6 protein-coding genes are annotated in these 3353 nt (G+C 36.7%); 5 read left to right on the forward strand and 1 reads right to left on the reverse strand.

The window, feature by feature from the left end:
* A partial coding sequence (locus tag J3U63_RS13050) for a VENN motif pre-toxin domain-containing protein (protein ID WP_267371814.1) occupies positions 1–286 on the forward strand: 286 nt, incomplete at its 5' end.
* 491 nt (positions 287–777) lie between these two features.
* Positions 778–1149, forward strand: a complete 372-nt coding sequence (locus J3U63_RS13055; RefSeq protein WP_267371815.1) for a hypothetical protein — start codon at positions 778–780, stop codon at positions 1147–1149.
* Between the two features lie 54 nt (positions 1150–1203).
* Here J3U63_RS13055 and J3U63_RS13470 read toward each other — a convergent pair whose 3' ends face one another.
* Entirely contained in the window at positions 1204–1338 is a 135-nt protein-coding gene (locus J3U63_RS13470; RefSeq protein ID WP_416381314.1) for a SymE family type I addiction module toxin, read from the reverse strand.
* Here J3U63_RS13470 and J3U63_RS13060 point away from each other — a divergent pair.
* From J3U63_RS13060 to J3U63_RS13070, 3 genes are all read left to right on the forward strand, one after another.
* Entirely contained in the window at positions 1294–2235 is a 942-nt protein-coding gene (locus J3U63_RS13060) for a VENN motif pre-toxin domain-containing protein (RefSeq protein WP_267371816.1), read from the forward strand. The genes J3U63_RS13470 and J3U63_RS13060 overlap by 45 nt on opposite strands.
* Complete coding sequence (locus J3U63_RS13065) at positions 2232–2720, forward strand: hypothetical protein (protein ID WP_267371818.1); 489 nt, start codon at positions 2232–2234, stop codon at positions 2718–2720. Before J3U63_RS13060 ends, J3U63_RS13065 begins: the two co-directional genes overlap by 4 nt.
* Positions 2721–3043: 323 nt before the next feature.
* A partial coding sequence (locus J3U63_RS13070; RefSeq protein WP_267371819.1) for a VENN motif pre-toxin domain-containing protein occupies positions 3044–3353 on the forward strand: 310 nt, incomplete at its 3' end.

The following is a 3353-nucleotide window of genomic DNA, read 5'->3' on the forward strand; positions in this document are numbered from 1 at the left end:
TGCCGGAAACTTAATTACTCATGCGATTTTAGGCGCTGTGGTTGCCGAGCTACAAGGCAACTCAGGACTTGTTGGTGGTGCAGGTGCTGTTGGGGGTGAACTGGCAGCGGATATCATTCGTAAACAACTTTATGGCAAGGATGTAAAAGACCTAACTGAAGAAGATAAACGCACTATCAGCGCACTGGCCCAACTGGCCACCGGACTGGCTATTGCCGTTGCTGGAGGCGATGTGGGTGATGCCGGCACCGCTATTGCAGCGGGTAAAAATATGGTGCTCTTATAAAAGATGATGATGGTTCATCAAATGACAACTCTGATAGTCAAGCATCAACAGGAGCTCAAACTGGCTCAGGTACTGCTAGCGGTGGTGCGAGCTTACCCCCTGATGACAATGATAAAGATAAGTCCAAAAATAACTCTTCTAATAATGGTGATAAAAAAGGTGTTGGAGGTAACGGTGCAGCTTCAGATCTACCTAGTTTAAATGGTAAATTACCTGACGATGCAAGGAAATTACTTGAAGAAAATGGTTTTAGTGGTGGTAAAATTAGTCCTAATGGTTGGCAAACATTTAGAGGTAAAGATGGTTCTAAAGTTGATATTAACTGGAATACAGGTCGAGTAGTTAGGACTGCGGCACCAAAATATGGTCAAAATGGTTCTACTATAAATAAAGGACAGAGATTGGATTCAAATGGCTCTGAAATTCCTAGAAATTTACCTCATGAGCTACATCCAACAGAAACAATAAATTTTAGAGGGGGTAAATAAATCATGTTAGATATAGGAAAGTTATCAATTAGCTGGATTTGTGAATTAAATGTATCGAATAATCAATTAAAAATTAAAGCAATTGCTTTAGATAAAATTATACATATTGAATTTAATGTAATTTTGTTTATGTCAATAGAGAGCCAATATAATGAAATTCAAGAGATTGGAGATACAATTGATGTTTCACATGAATATAGAATACTTAACCCTAAAGATATAGAAAGCTATCCATATAGTTATAATTCTGGCGAACCATGTCACATCATAAATATTCATGGTGATTACATGATCAAATTAATATGCAATGATATTAATGTCATAGAATTAAATGATTTAAATTATAGCATTAGCTCGGCTATACGCCCAATGTAGCAGAACTGGATCAATTATTTATCAACTATGAGACCTACTTCGCAAGTTGGACAATTAACTTACCTTTTTAGTAGTAATGGTGACGAATTGTCCGGTTGTAAAGCCAGTTTGTTCTAGCCAATTACCTTTTAGATATAGAACTGGGTGTTTGCCGTAGTGAGTGTGGTGACCGATGAACTGGCAGCACAAGTCATTCGAAAAACATTTTATGGGGATAAAAACGACAACCAATTAACCGAAGCAGAAAAACAAAACATCAACGCACTCGCCCAACTGGCCACCGGTCTGACTATTGCCGTTGCAGGGGGAGATGTAGGTGATGCCGGCACCGCTATTGCTGCGGGTAAAAATGCGGTTGAGAATAACTATCTGGCTCAAGCTACAATAATTGCTTGGCGAGTTCTTCGACCTGAAACATTTGGGCAACAAGTAACAATTACAGCAGTTGATGTACGAGTTGCAAAAGGATTAAGTATTGCTGAAGCCGAATCTTTTTTAACCAGTCTAACGTTCGAACAAAGGAAATTAATTGATCTTGCATTAGTTGATCCGATGGGAGATAGTAACTTCGAAAATGCAGTACTAAAAACTTATGAAATTTATGGTGGGTCTCATCAAAATGAAGGGTATCCTATCTCAGAACCATTACCTCCTTTACCTGGTTCGACAATTCAAGAACAAGATAAAGATGATGGAAAGCTAGTTACCCCAATTCCTGAACAAAATAAAGACAATGGAAAATTAGTCACACCAATAGTGGAGCAAGATAAGAATAGTGGTATTTTTGAAGGTCCTGAAATAGATGTTGGTGATTGGCGGGGTTTTATTCTTACTAATCAAGATAAGTCTTTTGTGGACTACAAAGGTGATTTAAATAAAGGTGACCAAATTGATTTAAGTAAATTTACAGATCGAAAAAAAGTATCTGATGGTAAAACAAATTATGTTGATCCAAAGACTGGTTGGATTCTTTCTCCTGATAGGGCTGGAGCTAATTCTCATGGTGGAAGTGCGTGGAAGCTTATGGATAAAAAAGGTAATCGGATTGCAACATTAGATGAAAATGGGAATGTACTAAGAAAATGAATAAATTAATTGATAGTTTTTTATCGATAGATTTTGATGATGATAGTTTTATGAATAGCTATAATGTAATAACTATTTCTCATTTTGACCATTATTTGAATGAAGATGAATATTCTAAAGCAGAATTAATCTGTTATTCTGATATTAAAGGTAACATTGAAAAAGAAAAGTTATTCAAAAATATTGAGGGTAAATTTATAAAATTATATGAATCATTATATTATTTATCAGACAAACAAGAAATGGTATGTATTGATGGTAATTTACTCTCATTAAATTTTGATGAGTATTTGTTGGCTGTAAGAAATGCAATGAAAGAAAAGCCACTATGTCAATTTTTGTATCCTTCATTATTGATGTTTTCTGTTGCTGGTTATGATTTAACTCATCAGTTTTTCTTTCTAAAAGATAATCATGAATTAGTATCACTTCAAAAAACAATAAAAAAAATAGTAGATAATATAGGACTTTATATTATCCAGTAAATTAAGCATAACCGGCAAATAATAATTCAGCTCAGTTCTGCTATAGAGATAGCGGAACTAAGTTAATTATTTATCACTTATGCGATTTACCTCACAAGCTCGACAATTAACTTACCTTTTTTAGCGGTAATGATGACGGATTGGCCTGTGGTGAATCCGAGTTCATTTAACCGGTTGTCTTTAATGGTAAATTAAGGGGGAAATACCTCTACCAACGTTAGAGCGATCCCCAACGGTGTAATAGGTGGTTCATCTTTAGCAGCGCTGTTTTTGGTTTAGAATAGACCTTAGTTAAAATAACTACCTCTTAGTGTCGGGTTGTTGTGATTAGCAGATTGGTTGCCGAGCTACAAGGCAACTCAGGACTTGTTGGTGGTGCGGGTGCTGTTGGAGGTGAGCTGGCGGCGGATATCATTCGTAAACAACTTTACGGCAAGGATGTAAAAGACTTAACTGAAGAAGATAAACGCACTATCAGCGCACTCGCCCAACTGGCTATTGCTGTTGCTGGGGGCGATGTGGGTGATGCTGGCACCGCTATCGCTGCGGGTAAAAATGCGGTTGAGAATAATGCTTTAAATCGTGATGATTCATGGCAGAAAAAAGGAATCGAAGGTAAGCTTTCTTTCACAG

This window comes from Gilliamella sp. B2838 (assembly GCF_026536185.1).
Taxonomy (GTDB): domain Bacteria; phylum Pseudomonadota; class Gammaproteobacteria; order Enterobacterales; family Orbaceae; genus Gilliamella.